At 43.8% G+C, this 15983-nt stretch carries 16 protein-coding genes, 4 tRNA genes and 1 riboswitch; of the genes, 5 read left to right on the forward strand and 15 right to left on the reverse strand.

Annotated features, from left to right (window positions below):
• Positions 1–85: 85 nt before the first annotated feature.
• Complete coding sequence (locus BS636_RS09145) at positions 86–364, reverse strand: FUSC family protein (protein WP_099338472.1); 279 nt, start codon at positions 362–364, stop codon at positions 86–88.
• 207 nt (positions 365–571) lie between these two features.
• A complete protein-coding gene (locus BS636_RS09150; protein ID WP_099338473.1) occupies positions 572–1504 on the reverse strand; it encodes a rhodanese-related sulfurtransferase in 933 nt (310 codons plus the stop codon).
• Positions 1505–1692: 188 nt separating this feature from the next.
• On the opposite strand from BS636_RS09150, the gene BS636_RS09155 reads away from it, so the two are divergent.
• Both BS636_RS09155 and BS636_RS09160 read left to right on the forward strand, forming a co-directional pair.
• Positions 1693–2181, forward strand: a complete 489-nt coding sequence (locus tag BS636_RS09155) for a DUF1289 domain-containing protein (RefSeq protein ID WP_099338474.1) — start codon at positions 1693–1695, stop codon at positions 2179–2181.
• Positions 2182–2224: 43 nt separating this feature from the next.
• On the forward strand, positions 2225–2836 hold the full coding sequence (locus tag BS636_RS09160) for a LysE family translocator (protein WP_099338475.1): 612 nt from the start codon (positions 2225–2227) through the stop codon (positions 2834–2836).
• A gap of 59 nt (positions 2837–2895) precedes the next feature.
• Here the strand turns inward: BS636_RS09160 and ribB are convergent, their stop codons facing one another.
• Complete coding sequence (gene ribB, locus BS636_RS09165; RefSeq protein ID WP_099338476.1) at positions 2896–3555, reverse strand: 3,4-dihydroxy-2-butanone-4-phosphate synthase; 660 nt, start codon at positions 3553–3555, stop codon at positions 2896–2898.
• 106 nt (positions 3556–3661) lie between these two features.
• Positions 3662–3816: riboswitch (FMN riboswitch) on the reverse strand.
• 170 nt (positions 3817–3986) lie between these two features.
• Here ribB and BS636_RS09170 point away from each other — a divergent pair.
• Positions 3987–5792: a DUF2157 domain-containing protein gene (locus BS636_RS09170; protein ID WP_099338477.1), complete on the forward strand. Its 1806-nt coding sequence runs from the start codon at positions 3987–3989 to the stop codon at positions 5790–5792.
• Positions 5789–6373 (forward strand): GDYXXLXY domain-containing protein, encoded by a 585-nt coding sequence (locus BS636_RS09175; protein ID WP_099338478.1) that lies wholly within the window; start codon positions 5789–5791, stop codon positions 6371–6373. The genes BS636_RS09170 and BS636_RS09175 overlap by 4 nt, the downstream gene beginning before the upstream one ends.
• A 72-nt stretch (positions 6374–6445) precedes the next feature.
• On the opposite strand, the gene panD is transcribed toward BS636_RS09175, so the two are convergent.
• From panD to BS636_RS09230, 11 genes are all read right to left on the reverse strand, one after another.
• Positions 6446–6826, reverse strand: a complete 381-nt coding sequence (gene panD / locus BS636_RS09180; protein WP_099338479.1) for an aspartate 1-decarboxylase — start codon at positions 6824–6826, stop codon at positions 6446–6448.
• A gap of 143 nt (positions 6827–6969) precedes the next feature.
• Complete coding sequence (gene pth, locus BS636_RS09185) at positions 6970–7551, reverse strand: aminoacyl-tRNA hydrolase (protein ID WP_099338480.1); 582 nt, start codon at positions 7549–7551, stop codon at positions 6970–6972.
• 19 nt (positions 7552–7570) lie between these two features.
• Positions 7571–7867, reverse strand: coding sequence for a 50S ribosomal protein L25 (rplY, locus tag BS636_RS09190; RefSeq protein ID WP_099338481.1), 297 nt, complete (start codon positions 7865–7867; stop codon positions 7571–7573).
• A 99-nt stretch (positions 7868–7966) separates the two neighbouring features.
• The gene (locus BS636_RS09195; RefSeq protein ID WP_099338482.1) at positions 7967–8920 is read right to left on the reverse strand and encodes a ribose-phosphate pyrophosphokinase; all 954 of its coding nucleotides are present in this window, start codon (positions 8918–8920) and stop codon (positions 7967–7969) included.
• Between the two features lie 36 nt (positions 8921–8956).
• Positions 8957–9031: transfer RNA gene (locus BS636_RS09200), tRNA-Gln, on the reverse strand.
• Positions 9032–9122: 91 nt separating this feature from the next.
• Positions 9123–9197: transfer RNA gene (locus tag BS636_RS09205), tRNA-Gln, on the reverse strand.
• A gap of 18 nt (positions 9198–9215) precedes the next feature.
• A tRNA-Gln gene (locus BS636_RS09210) sits at positions 9216–9290 on the reverse strand.
• 26 nt (positions 9291–9316) lie between these two features.
• Positions 9317–9391, reverse strand: a tRNA-Gln gene (locus tag BS636_RS09215).
• Positions 9390–10220 (reverse strand): 4-(cytidine 5'-diphospho)-2-C-methyl-D-erythritol kinase, encoded by an 831-nt coding sequence (ispE, locus tag BS636_RS09220; RefSeq protein WP_099338483.1) that lies wholly within the window; start codon positions 10218–10220, stop codon positions 9390–9392. The genes BS636_RS09215 and ispE overlap by 2 nt, the downstream gene beginning before the upstream one ends.
• A 22-nt stretch (positions 10221–10242) precedes the next feature.
• Positions 10243–10824, reverse strand: a complete 582-nt coding sequence (gene lolB / locus BS636_RS09225; protein ID WP_099338484.1) for a lipoprotein insertase outer membrane protein LolB — start codon at positions 10822–10824, stop codon at positions 10243–10245.
• A gap of 7 nt (positions 10825–10831) precedes the next feature.
• Complete coding sequence (locus tag BS636_RS09230) at positions 10832–12544, reverse strand: tetratricopeptide repeat protein (protein ID WP_099339639.1); 1713 nt, start codon at positions 12542–12544, stop codon at positions 10832–10834.
• A 79-nt stretch (positions 12545–12623) separates the two neighbouring features.
• Between BS636_RS09230 and hemA the strand changes: the two genes are divergently transcribed.
• Positions 12624–13907: a glutamyl-tRNA reductase gene (hemA, locus tag BS636_RS09235; protein ID WP_099338485.1), complete on the forward strand. Its 1284-nt coding sequence runs from the start codon at positions 12624–12626 to the stop codon at positions 13905–13907.
• Positions 13908–13977: 70 nt separating this feature from the next.
• On the opposite strand, the gene BS636_RS09240 is transcribed toward hemA, so the two are convergent.
• A complete protein-coding gene (locus tag BS636_RS09240) occupies positions 13978–15912 on the reverse strand; it encodes a DNA primase (protein WP_099338486.1) in 1935 nt (644 codons plus the stop codon).
• Positions 15913–15983: the final 71 nt, after the last annotated feature.

Consider the following 15983-nt stretch of genomic DNA (forward strand, 5'->3'; position numbering starts at 1 on the left):
ATTGAAAATACTGCTTTTATCCTACGGAGTATTCCAGAATGGGTAAAGTATATAAATTGTACATGACTATTATTAACAATGCACATTAGCTATGCGTGAGGGTATAGATATAAACTCGACGTAGCAGATAGGCACTTAATACTGGCAATATACTTAATAATAAGAATTGAACGATACCAGTGTTGATATGATAGCCAATAAATAGCGCCAAGATCGCGCCAATGACAGTTCCCAGTACAACAATAAAAAGATGTGATTCATGTTCTAGCTGTTCCATGACTTCAACAGTCTGCTGCACTTTTACTGGTTCCTTGCGTTGAAATTGAACAATATTATCTTGATATTTTGCGTAGGATTTCGCCATTTTGTGTTCCTTTTCATATAAAAAATATATTTAGTAATTAAACACTTAGGTGGAAAAAATTATTACTGTATATAGATTATCAAGACTTTTTATTTTTAAACGGGATTCTTGGTAAAAGCGTGTTGATATTTTTATTTCGATTGTGAAGTTTATGTAAAAAAAAGCCCTCAAATGAGGGCTTTTATACATCTAGTTACATTCAATGCATTATAGACGTTTACGTTTTGCAGCCAGAATTTGTGATTGACGCATACGGAAACCTTCTTTTTGCTTCTCAGTCGTCTTGTCGATGCAATATACGCAAGATACACCATGCTCATAGCTTGGTAATGCTGCTTCTTCAGGTGTCAGTGGCCAGCCACATGCGTGACATTTGGTATTTTGACCTTCTTCCATACCGTGAGTGACAGCAGTACGGCCATCAAATACGAAACATTCCCCTTCCCATAGGCTTTCTTCTGGTGGAGTTTCTTCCAGGTATTTCAGAATACCGCCTTTCAGGTGATAAACCTCAGTAAAGCCTTCTTGAAGTAGTAGCGATGTTGATTTTTCACAGCGAATACCACCAGTACAGAACATAGCAATTTTCTTGTCTTTGTGTTGTTCCAGATTTTGCTTCACATATTCCGGGAATTCGCGGAAAGTTTCAGTTTTCGGGTCAATCGCACCTTTGAAGGTACCTGCTTTGTATTCGTAGTCATTACGGGTATCGACCAGAATTACATCATCACGTGCAATCAGTTCGTTCCATTCTTTAGGATCAAGGTAGTGACCAACTAGATCACGTGGCTTAACAGGTACACCTAAAGTCACGATTTCTTTTTTCAGTTTGATCTTCATTTTACGGAATGGTTTGTCAGAGCTGTGAGACTCTTTGTATTCCATTTCGTTGAAGCCTTCATCCAGAAGGAACTGATGTACTTTGTCGATGGCTTCACGGTTACCGGCAACGGTTCCGTTAATGCCTTCGCCTGCCACAATTAGAGTACCGCAAAGGTTGATGGTTTTTACCAGGTCAAGAAGACGTTGTTGCAGACCCTCAGGATCTTGAACTTCTTTGAATTGATAAAGTGCGGCAACAACCCAACCAGTCGTCGCTTGCTGTTCTACAGGTGCAAGCTGTTCTACAGTAGCGTTCATGGAATACTCCAACGTAGCATGATATTTGAAAGGCGCACATTTTAGCGTGATTTGCATGATTATGCGAGTAAAACCCATAGCATTTATATGGACTTCAATTCATGCAGGAGAGCGTGTATAGTCTTGCCCGACCCGGTATTATTGCAGACCTACCTGTGCTGAATTGATCAGCAATGTTGGAGTAAGTTTTGAGTTTAGATCGTCGTATTGCATCTTTAACCCCATGTGCAGGGCGTTGCTCGACCGTATTTGGTGATGCGGTATGTCGTGGTTGTCGCCGTTTTAACCATGAAGTGATTCAGTGGAATACTTATACAGCCGAACAGCATACCGCGGTATGGCAACGACTGGATGCACAGCTTGATCAGATTTTAGTCCCAATGCTACCACTGGCAGATGTAGCACATGTCGAAAAATTCGTATTGTCCAAGCGAGTGCGTTTGCGTAATGATGCCAGCAAAGGTCGTAAGCTCTACCATGCATTAAAACTGTGTGAAAAAAATCGTCACTTCACTGATGAAAGTGGCTTGGGTATTCATTACAAACAGGTGCGTCCGATCTGGGATGAGTTTGAACGTCGGGTACTAGCACTCGCCAAAGCCAGTTATGATTTGGCATTCCTGCGTGCCGATGGCATCAGCCAACATTTGATTCAGATGGAAGAAGAGGACGAATAAGTCCTCTTTTTTTATACTCGAAATTTAGGCAAGGAGAGATTAGGTGAATATTACAGAATATCTGCTGTACTGTCTGGCGGTAGTCATAATGATCGCGACACCGGGACCTGTGATGCTCCTCGTTGCCAGTGCAGGACTGAAAGGTGGCTATAAGCATGCCTTGCAGACCATTTTCGGGACTAACTTTGCCTCACTCGTTCTGATTGCCTTATCCATTCTTAGCCTAAAAGGCCTTTTGGTTGTTAATGAAAACTGGTTGAATAGCATCAAATTGCTTGGCTGTCTGTATATTACCTGGTTAGGCATTCAGATTTTTCGGGAAGTCTGGCAGGGGCAGGGAGTAACTGGACCGCAACGCTTGCAGCCAGTGCAGGGTGGCTTCCGAACAGGGTTTCTGGTAGGGATTTCCAATCCCAAAGATATTATTTTCTTTGCGGCATTTTTTCCGCAATTTATTGGTATTAGCCCAAATCTTGATCTAAGTCTGGTCATTCTAACGACCAGTTGGATTATTCTAGATTTTCTAACGCTATCACTGGTCTATCTAGGATTTCAGAGATTATCTCGTTCTCAGATTTATCCGCACTTGCTTGGGTTGTGTGGTTTGATCTTGCTTCTGGTTGCGCTGTACGGGATTTATTCTGTTCTTATTTGAATCAAAATACTGAACATAAAAAAATCCCGATCTTAAATCGGGATTTTTATCTTTATGTGTTAGATATTGTGTTGTTGACGGTAATGCACCAGTTCATCAATAGTGATCACAGTCAGTTGATGTGTCTGTGCATATGACAGCACCTGAATGCCAGAAGCCATAGTGCCATCCGGATTGGTCAGCTCACACAGTACGCCAGCAGGTTTTAAACCCGCCAGACGAGCAAGGTCAATGGTACCTTCGGTATGACCACGACGGGTCAGCACACCACCTTCACGGGCACGTAACGGAAATACATGGCCCGGACGGTTCAGGTCACTGGCAACAGCGCCATCTTTAATTGCTGCTTTAATTGTAGTCGTGCGGTCTTTGGCAGAAACACCAGTGGTCACACCTTCGGCAGCTTCGATAGTTACGGTAAATGCAGTTTTAAAGTGACTTGAGTTGTCTGCCACCATTGGTGGTAGTTCTAAGTGATCCGCCAGCTCATTGGTCAAGCATAAGCATACGATACCTGAACCATCGCGAATCATGCGGGCCATGGTTTCTACAGTCAGAGTCTCTGCTGCAATAATCAGATCCACTTCATTTTCACGGTCAAAATCATCCATGACTAGGACGGGTTTGCCTTGGCGGATGTCGTTAAGAGCCTGAAGGATGCGTTGTTCAGCAGGTGCGAGTGCAGAAAAGAAAATTTCGGGTTGAATCAAACTGGACATTGAAACGCTCACGTAAAGTAAAAGTACGATTGAACATTTCAGGACATAGTGAAAATAGGCTTATGGCAAAACAGTTTTATGCTTCACATAAAACATGCTGTACTGCTTTCGTCTTCTTTCATCCGGACTATACCGTCGGCTCTGGAGTCTCACCAGATCTGCAGATCAATCGAAATTGACTGCTCGTGGGCTGATTCAAGTCTTACTAGTAAGATTTGAAATTACCACCGGTGGGGAATCACACCCCGCCCTGAAGCGATGTAGGATCATTATAGTCCTGATTCTTAAAAGATGGGATAGATTGATTAGTCACGTATTTGCTGAATTTTAGATAAGTAAAACAGATAATCTGAATTGCTGTTGGTTTTAGCAAAAAACTAGAAACATGCTATCGTGCTAGCAAGAATAGAAATTAATCAATCATTCTAACAATGCATAAAACCGAGCTGATCCAAAACAATCAATTTTCACCATTACTATTCTGTCATGCAGAGGCACTGCGTTATTTAAAAGTCTTAGGACTGGCACTCATCGCGGTCAGCTTCCTGTATTTAATCGCAGCAAACTGGTGGATGTTACCGAAAATAATTCAATTAGCGATTCCGATGCTAATTTTACTCTGTAGCACAGCAACCAGTGTCTATGTAGGCCAACAGGAGTGGGTTAGACAAAGTCTGGATACCGTATCTGGACTGATGCTGGGCTTAAGTCTGGCGGTGATTGGGCAGATCTATCAGACTGGTGCGGACAGTTACCAGTTATTTCTGCTCTGGGCAGTATTGCTGTTGCCATGGCTGTATCGGCCCAATATTGGCATTTTTACGATGCTTGCTGTAGTCAGTCAGCTGGCACTGTATTTATATTTTAAGCAAAGTTTCTGGATGGTACGGGCAGAAGGACTGTATCTCTTAGGATTAAATCTGCTCACTGCGATAAGTTTTGCCTTTGCAATGCGCTATTACTCACTGCTGCGTTTCTTGCTTATTGCATTCATGATCGTGATTTCGATCAGTAGCATGATGCAGTTTACCCATCATTTTCAGCTGATCTATCTGGCCTCTTCAGTTGTTCTACCAGCAGGTACTGCATTTTATTTTTATAAAAAGCATCAGGCACTAGAAACTATTTTACTAATTGCAGGCTTGGCTGCCAGTTTGAGCCTATGGATGTTTGAACTGGTCGATGATCGTCTCACCAATTCTGCAGCTGGGCTATTTATACTGGCTGTCCTGATCTTTGGCTGGTTTGCCGCGATCAGTTTCGCATTAAAGAAAATCTTTCCACAAACTAAATTTTCCGTGATTCCGCTGGCACTCGGTGCCTGGATTGCTGGGATTATTCTGGCAGTGCTGTTACTAACCTATTGGAAAACTGTGTCGATTGTTCTGGGTTTAGTTTTTATCGGCATCGCTTGGAAATTGTTAAACCAGAAGACCTCAATATTTCTGCGTCAGTTTGCCTATTGCTTGTGGGTATGTGGTCAGGCTGCAGTATTAATTCATACAGAGCTACTCACGGATAGTCTGTTTGTAGTGTGGCTATTACAATTAATCATGCTGGCTCTGACTGTGATCAAACGGATGCACTGGTTCATTCTGACCTTACAGCTGCTGATTACACATGCTTTAGCAATTGTAGTTTTAGCCTTAGAAAATTCCTTTAAGCATGATGATATTGTAATCACGCTTGCCCTAAGCTTGAACTATGTCATTTTTATCGGGCTATTCCTAACAGCCCGATATTGGCAATCTTCGAATTATCAGAAAAGTATTCTGCTCTGGATGATTGCCATGCTGACAGGTTCAGCCGTGGTTCAATCTGTGACTGGGTTAGAGCACTGGCGGGGCATCGGGCAGATCAGTTTTGAGCAAGTTCTGCTGTTTTATATTCTTCCAAGCTTATTGTTACTGAGTTTAATTTGGCAAAACTGGCAGCAATTTAGTGAAAAATGGCTCTGGCTGATTCCTGCCTTTGGCGTTGTATTGATTCTGCTGGGCTATTTTGAGATTTTTATTATTATGCTGCTTATGGTATGGGCTGTGGTCTATCAGCAACGACTTATACAGGCACTTATCATTTTATTGCTGATTTTTTGGTTATGGATGCTGTATTACAATCTAGGCTTAAGCTTCATATTTAAAAGCATAAGTATCTTCATTTCCGGTCTGATGGTCTTGTTACTAGCCTATATTTTGAGGAAAATAAATCTACAACATGGAAGGAGGAAGCTGGTATGAAAAAGTTTCTTCCTTTGCATTTGGCTATTTTTAGTATCGCTTTATTCTGTGGCCTGGTTCTTCAACATGAATGGCATCTCCGTAACAGCCAAAGTATTTATGTGGAGCTTGCACCTGTCGATCCACGCTCGATCTTGCAAGGTGATTATATGGCACTGAATTATGAGCTACATTTTGAGGGTGATACTGAAGCCAAGCGCGTAGAAGAAAGTGGTTCACAAAATAAAAAAATTACAGCTTTAGAAAAGAGTATTCAGGATCAGGCACATCTTTTAAGTTATGTGCAACTGGATGATCAACGTCGTGTGATTCAAACCAGTTTGGATAAAAAGCATTTAAAGACTGGTCCAGAAACTTCTGCACGTTTGGTACTAAAGAATCCTTCTAACCGATTGCAAAATTTATATCCGGCAGCGAATAGCTTTATGTTCGCCGAAGGATTGGAGCTATGCTATCGCAACGCGAAATATGCCGAAATTAAAGTCAAAGAAAATGGACAGGCTTTATTGGCGGATCTGGTTGATCAGAACCTGAAATCTTTAAATTGCGAAAGCCAGAAAAAATGGGCGCAGGGTAGTTAATTTAGATCTATTTTTAAAAGTACTTTTCAATAAAAAAGCCCGCATGATTGCGGGCTTTTTAGAATCTTGGGCTTAAGCCACTTGAACAGGAATGCAGTTCGCTGTGTGGTTTACAGTATTGTCTGGATTCGCATAGACAAGGCGTGGTTTATGCGCATTGGCTTCAGCTTCAGTGAAATCACCGAAAGTCGCAATAATCATTAGATCGCCAACATCTGCTTGCAGCGCAGCGCCACCATTGACAGAAATGATGCCTGAACCTTCTTCACCGCGGATTGCATAAGTGGTAAAACGCTTACCATTCGTCACGTTCCACATATGAATTTCTTCATATTCGCGGATGCCTGCCAAATCCAGAAGAATACCGTCAATTGCACAAGAACCTTCATAATGTAATTCTGCTTGTGTTACGACACAACGGTGGATTTTAGCTTTTAATAAACGAGATAGCATGTAGCGTCTCCTTGGTGGACCTAAGAGTTTGATCTTATGGTTAAATCAGTCTGACTTGCTGTATTGTGAACAATCACGCAACCGCATTTTGCTCTGAAATGAGCAAGATGGCAAGAAAGATTGTTCAACAATTTATAGAATGATCAGTTTGGTTTGTAGGCATTGATTTGGTTCATGGCCTGTTGTACTTCGCCATTGACCAGCATCTTAATACGATTCATGGCATGTGCAATCGCGTCATCCATTAACGTCTGCTCACTGCTCGGTGCTTTACTTAGTACATGACCGGACACACGTTCTTTAGAACCTGGATGACCAATACCGATACGTAAGCGATGGAAGTTCGGACCGATGTGCGGCACGATATCGCGTAAACCATTGTGACCACCGTGACCACCGCCAGTTTTTAGGCGAATGATTCCTGGATTCATATCCAGTTCATCATGTGCGATCAGGATTGACTCAGGTGCAATGTTGTAGAATTTGGCAAAGGGAACAACACTTTTACCGACAAGGTTCATGAAGGTTGTTGGAAGAAGTAGACGGACGTCTTGACCTTCGATATTGCCTCGACCGCTAAATCCATTAAATTTTGGGTCTTTTTTGAGGGAAATGCCATATTGTTCTGCAAGGCGCTCCACGAACCAGAAGCCTGCATTATGGCGGGTTTGGGCATACTCAGAACCTGGGTTGCCCAAACCTACAATCAGTGAAATATTTGACACTAATTTACACCATCAACACTTATGCGCGTTTGAAGTCAGCGTGCATTGGAGTGTTTTTAGCTGGGTGACGTTGAAGCGCTTGGATTTTAACGCTTTCGATTTTACCGTCAACGTCGATTTCAATCACTTCTTCAAAGAAAGAATTGCTTTCTAAGAATTTAACAAGCTGACGAAGCTCAAGAGTAACAGCTACAGGAGCAGCTTCGCCACCGTAGATGATTGCAGGAACTTTCGCTTGAAGACGAAGGCGGCGGCTCGCACCTTTCCCTTGTACTGCTTCTTCACGTGCTGCTGCGTTTAATACGAAGTTTGCCATGATAGACATCCTATTTAAGTTTAAATGAACCAGACTTGCGACCAGTCCGGTGATAGAAAGCCCCGCCAAATGGCAGGGCTTTGGAAATTCAGCGCACTATTATAGATAAGAATCGAACATTGCGCTAATAGATTCTTCGTTGTTAATACGACGAATTGTTTCTGCAACCATGCTTGCTACAGAAACTTGGCGAATCTTACCAAGAGCTAAAGCTTCTTCTGAAAGCGGAATGGTGTCAGTGACAACCAATTCATCGATTACAGAATTCTTCAGATTTTCGAGTGCTTTACCAGACAATACTGGGTGAGTCGCGTAAGCAACAACTTTACGAGCACCGAAAGTTTTCAATGCATCAGCTGCTTTGCAAAGCGTACCCGCTGTATCCACCATGTCATCAACGATCACACAGTCGCGATCTTTCACATCACCAATCAAATGCATCACTTGTGATTCATTCGCTTTTTGACGACGCTTATCGATGATTGCCAGATCAATATCACCCATCTGTTTCGCAACAGCACGAGCACGTACTACACCACCAACGTCAGGAGAAACAACCATCAGGTTATGATGCTGTTGTTGACGTAAGTCAGCAAGCAATGCTGGAGTACCGTAGATGTTGTCTACAGGGATATCGAAGAAGCCTTGGATTTGGTCAGCGTGAAGGTCGATCATCACTACACGGTCAATACCCACAGTAGTTAGCATGTCTGCAACAACTTTTGCGGTAATCGGTACACGAGTAGAACGAGGACGACGGTCTTGACGAGCATAACCGAAGTAAGGAATAACGGCGGTAATACGACCAGCACTTGCACGACGTAGCGCGTCAGCCATTACTAGGACTTCCATCAGGTTGTCGTTAGTAGGTGCACAAGTAGGTTGTACGATAAATACGTCTTTACCACGTACATTCTCAGTGATTTCTACAGCGATTTCACCATCAGAAAAGGTAGAAACAGATGCAGCACCTAGAGGAATGTGTAAATGGCTTACGACTTTTTGAGCGAATTGTGGATGCGCGGTTCCACTAAAAACGACAAGATTGGGCATGAAGCACCCTTGGCGGTTAGAATATATGGGAATAGATGGCAGGGGTAGCTGGATTCGAACCAACGGATGGCGAGATCAAAACCCGCTGCCTTACCACTTGGCGATACCCCTAATGCGGCAGAACTTTAATATTTTTACGGTAATGTGTCAAGGTAAATTAACACTGTTACAGCAAAACCATGTTCTGTCTTTTTTGAGAAAATGGCAGGGGCGGCTGGATTCGAACCAACGGATGGCGAGATCAAAACCCGCTGCCTTACCACTTGGCGACGCCCCTAATTCGATGACTGTAAGATGGCAGGGGCGGCTGGATTCGAACCAACGGATGGCGAGATCAAAACCCGCTGCCTTACCACTTGGCGACGCCCCTAATACAGTACATCTACAGGTGAAAAATGGCAGGGGTAGCTGGATTCGAACCAACGGATGGCGAGATCAAAACCCGCTGCCTTACCACTTGGCGATACCCCTAACAAACTTTGAAATGACGTAATGGCGATTCTTGCAAACTGTTAACCAGATAAGATTTACATGGTGCATTTTCAAGAATGTCGGTTACATTCATATCTTCAGTTACTTCGATAAACACGCAGGCACCTGTACCTGTAAGCTTTGCAACACCGAACTGGTCGAGATATTGCATCGCCTCATCGACTTCAGGATATAGACTTCTTGCCAGTGGCTCAAAGTTATTTCCGAAATCAGATGGCGTTATCTGATAGGCGCAAAATTTAGAGCTCTTCGTGTCTCTTGTCAACGTTTTTTGTGAAAAAAGCAGTTGAGTGCTGATAAAACAGTCAGGTTTAAGCACAATGAACTGTTTTTGATCTAAGTCAATGAATGTTAAGTGTTCACCGATGCCTTCTGCCCATGCATTTCGGCCATGCACAAAAATCGGCACATCAGCACCAAGCTTCACACCCAGCTCGGCCAATTGCTCAATTTCCAGTCCGCAATCCCAAATTTGGTTCACCACAATCAGCGTGGTGGCAGCATTCGAAGAGCCGCCACCCAGTCCGGCACCCATCGGGATATTCTTTTCCAGACGAATTTTTAGACCAGAAAAGGCTTTTGCATACGGTTTAAGCATTTGCACCGCACAATAGATCAGGTTTTGTTCCAGATCAACTGACGCTAAACCTTCAATCTGAATCTGTTGATTCTCGGTTTGTTCGAACTCTAGCCAGTCACAGAGGTCAATCAGCTGGAAAATACTTTGCAGCTCATGATAGCCATTCGGTCTGCGACCGGTAATGTGGAGAAATAAATTCAGTTTGGACGGCGAAGGAACACGAATCATGGATGAACTTCAGTCAAATGCATTAACGATTTTGAATGACCATTGTAATACGGTTTTCACCGCCATTCCCAAGAGTCTGTTTTAAAATCAGGCGGTTTGGCAGGCGTGCTTGGTCTGCATAACTAAGATCTACTGTCCAGCCATCTTCAATAATCTGGCTGATGCGTTGAGTATCGTCTTTTTGCAGTTGGGCATTAGTAGTTGCTGGACGAGCCTGTACCCAATCCACCAAATGGGTAATCGGTGCTTGCCATCCGGTTGCGCGCTGCAGCAATTCTTCAGGTGTTGCGGCTTTAATCAAACCTGTTTTAGCACTATTCAGTGAGACTTGACCCGGTTGTCCAGAAATCTGGGTCTTGCCAACACCTAAAATGCCAGTCAGTTCGATATCAAACTGTTCCTGTTGTTGTGCCCAGGTAAAGAAGGCACTGCCGCTTTGTTGTGGCGTACGCACACCAATTTTGCCTTGGAGCTGAAATTCATTTTCTGCAGTTGGAATTGACGCGGTAGCAGGTTGTTTAGGTTGAGCGATTTGCTGACAACCAGTCAGAATCAAAGTGCCTGATGCAAGGAAACAGCAGGCCAGCTGGCTAAGCTTAGGCATAATAGAATTAACTCGTTTTCATTGGTGGTGATAACAATAACGAATGAAGCTGCTTTAATTCAGGATCATTCGGATAATTTTGTTGTAATTGTTTAAAGACTTGTTGGAATTTTTCAGTATCACCGTTCATGTACAGCGATCGAGCCAGACGTACACCAATTTTCGCATTCGGATTCAGGTTGTAGGCTTTTTCCCAGGCTAGGGCTGCGGTAGCGAAGTCATTTTGCTGATAACAGATAAAGCCGAAGGTATCTAGAATCGAGGCTTGTTCCGGGGCATATTCCAGTGCCTGTTCCACATAACGGCGCGCTTCTTCCAGACGACGGTTCTGCATGGCCAGTGTATAGGCGTAAGCATTCAGATAAGCCGGATTATTCGGTTCAATGTCGAGTAAGCGTTTTAACAACTGATCTAATAGAACACGATCCTGATGCGGATCAAGTAGTAATACTTGAGCATACACCAGCTCTGGATCTTCCGGCTGATTGTTACTGGCTTCTTCAAGTAGGTGCAGGGCAGCCTTTTTATTATCCATCTTCTTTAGAATATCTGCCTGAGCCAGATACAGGAAGCTGGCATGTTGCGGATAATTGACTCGTTCCTGGGTCAGGAAGCGCAAAGCATCATTCAGTTTATCCTGCTTGCTGAAAATCGTGATCATGTTACGTCTGGAAACGGTATACAGGCTGCCATCTACCAGGCGGTAATAGGCCTTAGCCGTTTCATAATGCTGTTTACGCTCGGCATTAATTGCCAAATAGTAATAGGCTTCATTCTGATACTGGTCGGAATAGCGCAGCTCTACTAGATACTTTTCTGCTTTCTCAAATTCTTCCAGGTCAATACTGGTCAGGCCTGCAATAAATAAGGCCTCTTCATGCGTAGGCCACTTTTTTAGAATAGTTTCCAGTTTTTGCAAGGCCAGTTTGGCTTCATTCAGCTTGATCAGGTATTTAACTTCCGCCAGACGCACTTCGATATTGTTGCGGTTTTTGCTGCTGGCTTTTTCATACCATTTTAAAGTCTGTTCTTCATTGCCTAAGGCCTGTAATAAATTGGCTTTCAGCAGAATATAACCTGTGGATCTAGGACGTTTCTTTAGGGCGCGATTGATCGTGGTGAGTGCCTGCTCAAACTGACCATTTTGAGCTTCTAGACCTGCAACAAGTACCAAAATAGACGGGTTATTTTTGGCTTTACTGGAACTGAGTGCCTGGATCAGATAATTTCGGTCTTCAGCATCTGTCGGGGCGATTCCTGCCAGAATTTCTTCCAGATCTGCACTGTCATCAATTTGCAGAATCTTGTCCAGCGTTTCTGCCGCCAGTTCATATTCATGGGCTTTTAAGGCGATATGTGCCAGATAGAACATCGCCGGAACATCTTGTGGTTCCTGAACCACCCAATGTGTCGAAATATCTAAAGCAGCACGCAGGTCATCATGCTCCAGCGCAACGTTCAATGCACGCTGTTTGACAGTAGTGGAATTACTCTTAATGGCGAGGACAGTATAGTTATGTAATGCAGTTGGAATGTCGTTGGATGCCAAAGCAAACTCGGCGATCATACTTTGTTTTATTGCTTCATAATTTGGGTTGGCATGGTAAACTGCTCCTGCTGCCTGAAGCTGGGCAGTGGAAGCCATGCTACCCACAAGTAAGAATGTGGTAGAATATTGCTTAATTGTATGGCCGTGACCACGGCTGTTGATATATCGCAATTTTTTCTTGATCCAAGTAATGCTTTTTATGACACCGATGTTGCACAATAGCATAAATTTAGCGAAATGATGACCTGATATGTCTTTCTTTGCATTGGGTGTCAACCATCAAACTGCCTCTGTAGAACTTCGTGAACAAGTCGCTTTTAATCCTGAAAAATTAAGTGCCTTGCTTGCTGAACAAAGCCAGCACCCTGAGCTAAATGACATGGTGGTGGTGTCTACATGTAACCGAACTGAGATCTACGCGATGTCGGACAATGTCGACATGGTGCTGAACTGGCTCGCCCAAAAAAATGGGGTCGATGTCAAGCAACTACAAAACCATGTTTATCGCTATGAGAATGCTCAGGCAGTCACTCATCTGATGCGTGTCGCCAGTGGTCTGGATTCGCTAATGCTGGGTGAACCACAAATTCTAGGTCAGGTAAAAACAGCTTTATCTTTAGCCAAAGAGGCTCATACCGTTTCGCAAAACCTGAACCGTATTTTTGAATATGCTTTCTATGCAGCCAAGCGTGTCCGTTCGGAAACTGCAGTCGGTAGTCATGCTGTATCCATGGGCTATGCTGTAGCTCAATTGGCTATTCAGGTCTTCTCTAAACCGGAAAAGCTAACGGTCATGATTGTGGCGGCAGGTGAGATGAATAGTCTGGTGGCGAAGCATCTGGCAGAGATGGGTGTCGGCAAGGTCATTATTTGCAATCGTACCCGTGCACGTGCTGAAAATCTGGCACAGGAAATTGCCCATCGTGTTGATGTCGAAATTATTGAATTTGATCAGCTGGCAGCAAATCTGCATCGTGCAGATGTGATTTCCAGCTGTACTGGTAGCCTGCATCAGGTGATTCACTTTGCTGATGTCAAAGCCGCCTTAAAGAAACGTCGTTATCAACAAATGCTATTGGTCGATCTGGCTGTACCACGTGATATTGATGCCAAGGTTGAAAAGCTGGATGGCGTTTATCTCTATGGTGTGGATGACCTGCAAAGCGTAATTGAAGAAAACCTGGCACAGCGTCGTCAGGCAGCAGTTGAAGCTGAAGTGATGGTCAATCAGCTGGCCACTGAACTGATTACCCAGCAAAAGGTTAATCTGGCAGGCGACACCATTCATGCCTATCGTGACTATGGTGAGCAGTTGCGAGAAGAGGAGTTGGCCCATGCCATGCAACGCATTGCCAAAGGGGATTTGGCTGCAGAAGTATTGGCAGATTTATCACATCGTCTCACCCAAAAGCTGTTACATCCCACCTCGATCGTGCTTCGTGAAGCAGCTAAAGCCGAAGATCCAAGCTGTTTTGAGATGGTGCAGACCACCTTGCATGATGTCATGGAAAAACGCCGTAAACCAAAGCACTAAGTATGTTCAAATCAATAAAAAATGGAGATTGTCGTGATCTCCATTTTTGTATTTGAGCAATAAGAAAAAATCAGTCTTCCAGCAGTGTCATGGTACGCTTGCGGTCAATCTCAAAAATCTGCAGTTTCAGATTCTTCATTTCTTCAATGCTGCTAAATTTCTTCGACTTAATCTTATGCTTTAAGCATTGATACTGCAGCTTGGTTGAAAAATCGGCTGCCAGCTTATCTGCCTGCTCAGGGGATGAGGTGTAGTCACTGACATTGGCATGTTGCAGGATATGCTGCAGCTCATGATGATGTGCGGCACAAGCACCGAGTACATAGTAAGTCGATAACTCTGGATCATCTGGCAGATCATCAAAAATCACATTCAGAATATTCAAAATTTTGTAAAGTAACTGATCCGGTGAAACCAAGGCACGTAATGGCTCAAAATGAATATATAGATAGGGATGATTGAGCAGAATCGCAATTACATATTCTTCAGCATCAATTTTGGTGCTGAAGCTTAAGCTAGCGTCATTATTGACCTTAGGTTGCCATTTACGGTTAAAGCCCAGTTTTTCCCTGAAGAACTGTTGCAGCAGATAGCGGTAAGAGCCTTGTTTTGGTAATAGCTCAGTCAGTTGACGCAGTTCCGCCATGACCTGACTCTTACCCTCCGGTGTGGTCACATCATGGTTTTGGGCAAGATGGGCAAAGACAAAGTCAGAGAGCAGCGGTGCCTGATCAAGCAAGCGGCGGAAGTTTTCAATGCCTTCACGACGGATCAGCGAGTCCGGATCATGATCGTTTGGCAGTACAAAGAATTTGAGTTCGCGACCATCATTGAGTAACGGAAGAGCGATCTCAAGGGTACGACGTGCTGCCTTCTGACCTGCAGCATCACCATCAAAAGCAATGGTAATGCGGTGATTCTGCTTAAACAGAATATTCAGATGTTCTGTATTACTGGCGGTACCGAGCGTTGCCACTGCACCATGAATGCCATATTGCTGTAAGGCAATCACATCCATGTAGCCTTCGACCATCAGCCAGTCTTGAGCTTTCTGCTTACGACCTTCATATAGGCCATACAGCAGCTGGTTCTTATGGAAAACTTCTGAATCCGGCGAGTTGATGTATTTTGGCTTGATCTCATCATTCAGCGCTCGACCACCAAAACCAACGACACGACCTTTCGGATCACGAATCGGGAAAATGACCCGATCGCGTAACAAGTCGAAATCACGACCATTGTCACTGGTACGAATTAACCCAAGAAGTTTTAAACCTTCAATATCTTGTGGGAAGGCTTTTTCCAGATGCTGCCAGTCTTCCGGTGCATAGCCTAAACGCCAGTAAGCAATTGTTTCAGCACTTAGGCCACGCTGACGGAAATACTGCTGTGCGCTGGCACTGTTTGGTAACTGACGTTCATAAAACTGTGCAATATTTTCCAGCAGGTCAAACAGGTTACCTTCCTGCGGTGCATCCTGCATCGGCATCTGCTCAAAAGAAGCAAATGGATCGCCGTAGTATTCCTGTTCAGGATTCTGAAACTCTGCAAAAGGATCGAAGCTAGAAACAGCTGCAGTATCACTGGCAGCTGCAGGTGCCTGATTCTGATTATTAGATGTATTGGTTGCAGGCTTTGGTGCAGGCGGTTTTGCTGCTGGTTTAGGCTTTGCAGCTTCACGCTTGTATTTAAGCTTGCTGGATTCCTGATTATCTTTAGGTAACTCAATCCCAGTCTGACTGGACAGGTCTTTCATCACTTCGATGAAATTGCGGTTGCCAATATCCATCAAAAAGCGGATGGCATTACCATTGGCCTGACAGCCAAAGCAGTGAAAATACTGCTTGTCACGATAAACGTGAAAAGAAGGAGATTTTTCCTGATGGAAAGGGCAACAGCCCGAATAAGTACGGCCAGTTTTTTTTAATTTCACGAATTGACCAATCACATCGACAATGTCGGTGCGATCGAGAATCTGATCAATCGTATGTTGAGGAATGGCCATGGCGTGCTAAGCTTCTCGTGCTGCTTGATATAAGCGCTAAATCATTGAAAAAATTAGGTGAGTCAAAAACT

Source organism: Acinetobacter sp. LoGeW2-3 (assembly GCF_002688565.1).
GTDB lineage: Bacteria > Pseudomonadota > Gammaproteobacteria > Pseudomonadales > Moraxellaceae > Acinetobacter.